This is a genomic window from Leclercia sp. M50, assembly GCF_037150775.1.
Taxonomy (GTDB): Bacteria; Pseudomonadota; Gammaproteobacteria; order Enterobacterales; family Enterobacteriaceae; genus Enterobacter.
Map to the genome: position 1 here is coordinate 1 of NZ_JBBCPK010000194.1, position 3282 is coordinate 3282.

Consider the following 3282-nt stretch of genomic DNA (forward strand, 5'->3'; position numbering starts at 1 on the left):
GGCGCCCCAGAGAAGCATTGAACGTAAAGTGAACGGAACCGCCAACAGAGCCGCATGTTCTCCTGCACGCACAAAAAAGCCGGGTGGCGGCTACGCCTTACCCGGCCTACGTCCCTGTCCGCATAACCCGAAATTAAATCTCCAGCGGCGAAAGTAGTCAGATAAGCACAACACCCGCAGCGGCTCCCTGGTCCGGCTGAAAATCGCCGAAGCGTTGACGGGAGGCCGGGGCGAGGCGCAGGGATGCGCCGAGAGGGGGCGACCTACAGGGATGTAGGATCGCCCCCGACCCGATAGCCGGAAGGAATAAGCTGAGGGCACCGCGAAGCGGCGATTTTCCTGGCCGGGAGCCAGGGTGGTCAGGGGGGCGGCGGCGAGCCCCCCTGACACGTTCACGGGTTCTGGCGCCCCAGAGAAGCATTGAACGTAAAGTGAACGGAACCACCAACAGAGCCGCATGTTCTCCTGCACGCACAAAAAAGCCGGGTGGCGGCTACGCCTTACCCGGCCTACGGTTTACGGTAGCCGCTAGCTCAACAACGTAAATGCAATCATCCCGACAATCGCCCCGGTCGTCCCGAGGATCGTTTCCATCATCGTCCAGGTCTTCAGCGTCTGCGCTTCCGTCGCCCCGGTAAATTTACCGAACAACCAGAATCCCGCGTCGTTCACATGAGAGACCACAATAGATCCCCCCGCGATACAGATAGAGAGCGCCGCCATCTGCGCGCCGGAGTAGTTCAGCTGTTCAATCACCGGCATCACCAGCCCGACGGCGGTCAAACATGCCACGGTAGCGGAGCCCTGAATGATACGCACCGCCGCAGCCAGCACGAAGCAGGTCACCGCAATCGGCAGACCCATACCGGTAAGCGCCCCACCTAACGCCGGGCCAACGCCGGAATCCACCAGTACCTGCTTGAACACGCCGCCCGCACCGATCACCAGCAGAATAATACCCGCCGGCTGCAGCGCTGCACCGCAGATCTCCATCACGCGGTCTTTCGCCATGCCCTGGCGCATAGCCAGACCATAAATCGCCACCAGACAGGCCACCAGGATCGCCGTGAACGGGTGACCGATAAACTCAAACCATTCGTAGGCGGTAGAGCCTTCCGGCACAAAGCGCGCGGCGATGGTTTTGAGCCCGACCAGCACCAGTGGCAGCAGGATCAGGGCGAGGCTAAAGCCGAAGGAGGGCATTTTGTTTTCGCCCAGATGCGGCTCGGTGATCTCGTCAGGAATGTGCAACTCAACGTAACGGCTGATGAAGTTACCCCACAGCGGACCGGCAATGAGCATGCCCGGGATTGCCGCGCACAGGCCGATGAGGATCATCCAGCCAAAGTCAGCGTGCATCTGCGAGGCCAGCAGCATCGGCGCGGGGCCAGGCAGCAGGAACGCGGCGGCGGCGGCGACACCGGCAAACAGCGGAATAACAAGCTTCACAAGGTTGGTGCCGGTGTGGCGCGCCATCGAAAACGCCACGCTAATCAGCAGCACTACCGCCACTTCAAAAAACAGCGGCAGGGCGCAAATCAGACCGGCCAGACCGATGGCGTAATGCGCCCGGCTGTGACCGAAAGATTTCAGCATCTTGACGGCGATCTGATCGACCGCGCCAGTTTCATGCAGGATTTTGCCAAACATCGCGCCAAGCGCGACCACAATCGCCAGGAAGCCCAGCGTGCCTCCCATCCCTTTTTCCATGGTCGCAGCGATTTTGTCGAGCGGCATGCCGGAAAAGAGACCTGCACCAATAGAGACCACCATCAAAGCCACGAAGGCGTGCATACGGGCCTTCATGACCAAAAACAGCAGTAGCAGCACGGAGCCTACTGCTGTTAAAACAAGCGTTAACGTACTCAAAACTTACTGCCTTTTGTTGATGACCTCAATGGTGCTTGCCACAACACCGTCTAACGGTTGATCGATGTCGACCACCAGCACATCGCTTTCATCTGCGCCCGGCTCTTGCAGGGTTTCAAACTGCGTCACCAGCATCTGGGTCTTAAAGAAGTGCCCTTTGCGCGCTTTCAGACGACTTTCGATCACCTCAAAGTCGCCCTTCAGGTAGATGAAAGAGAGGTTGGCGTTACCTTCGCGCAGCTGGTCGCGGTAGGCTTTTTTCAACGCAGAGCAGACGATCAGCGAGACTTTGTTGGTGCGCTGCATGGCAAACGCCGCATCGTTCAGGGCCTGCAGCCATGGTTTACGATCGTCGTCGTTCAGCGGCTCACCTGAGGCCATTTTGTTGATGTTGCTGCGCGGATGGAGAAAATCACCATCAAGAAACGCAGCATGGATTTGATGTGCCACTTCGCTGGCAACGGCGGACTTACCGCTACCGGAAACGCCCATCAGGACATAAACGTGGTGATCTGGATTTGTGGTGCTCAAAGTATGTCCCTCAGTCGATTGTTACGGGTAACAGTTATCGGTAACATTGTCCTGCCGGGGCTGAAGAGAAGCAATATCCAAACGTGCGCGAAGTGAATAAGTGTGAGCTAGTTCAAACTTGTCACGCTAAATAGATCCGCCTGGTGACAGGGTGAAACCTAAATCTAACATTTTAGGCGACACCGCTTCACCACGAATGCGCGCCAGCAGGCGTTCCGCACCGATACGGCCCATGCGTTCACGCGGCGTCAGGACGCTCGCCAGACGCGGCTCCATGACCTGGCCGATGTCGTGACCGTGGAAACCGGCAATCGCCATATCCTGCGGGATTTTCAGGCCCAGACGCTGGCATTCAAAAGCGGCGCCCACCGCGAGGTCATCGTTAGTACAGAAGATGCCATCAAGCTGCGGATATTCACGACGCGCCTGACGCATCAGCTCAATGCCGGAGGTGTAGGAAGAGGACTGCTCTACCATCACACTGTAGGGCGTTAAGTTCGCGTCGAGCATCGCCTGCTCGTACCCCTTCTGTTTGATGATAGTACGTTCGTCCAGACGTGCGCCAAGATAGGCGACATGACGATGGCCGCGGGCGATGATCGCCGCCGTCATCTGCCGGGCCGCTTCAAAGTTATCGAACCCGACCGCGATATCCAGGCACGGCGACTGGCTGTCCATCAGCTCCACCACCGGAATACCCGCCACTTCGATCATCTTCAGCGTGCGTGGGGTGTGGGTGCGTTCGGTCAGGATCAGGCCGTCAATGTTCCAGGAAAGCATAGATTCGAGACGCTCCTCTTCCAGCTCCGGCTTGTAGCCGTAGTGGGCGAGCATGGTCTGATAGCCAAAGGCGTCGGTGACGCTTTCGATGCCGCGAAGCAC

At 58.3% G+C, this 3282-nt stretch carries 3 protein-coding genes; all 3 read right to left on the reverse strand.

What is annotated here, in order from left to right:
- Positions 1-528: 528 nt before the first annotated feature.
- On the reverse strand, positions 529-1869 hold the full coding sequence (gntU, locus tag WFM46_RS23295; protein ID WP_103177340.1) for a gluconate transporter: 1341 nt from the start codon (positions 1867-1869) through the stop codon (positions 529-531).
- A 3-nt stretch (positions 1870-1872) separates the two neighbouring features.
- Complete coding sequence (gntK, locus tag WFM46_RS23300; protein WP_103177341.1) at positions 1873-2400, reverse strand: gluconokinase; 528 nt, start codon at positions 2398-2400, stop codon at positions 1873-1875.
- A gap of 126 nt (positions 2401-2526) precedes the next feature.
- Positions 2527-3282 (reverse strand): gluconate operon transcriptional repressor GntR (gene gntR, locus WFM46_RS23305; protein ID WP_336998678.1); only part of this gene is annotated, 756 nt, incomplete at its 5' end.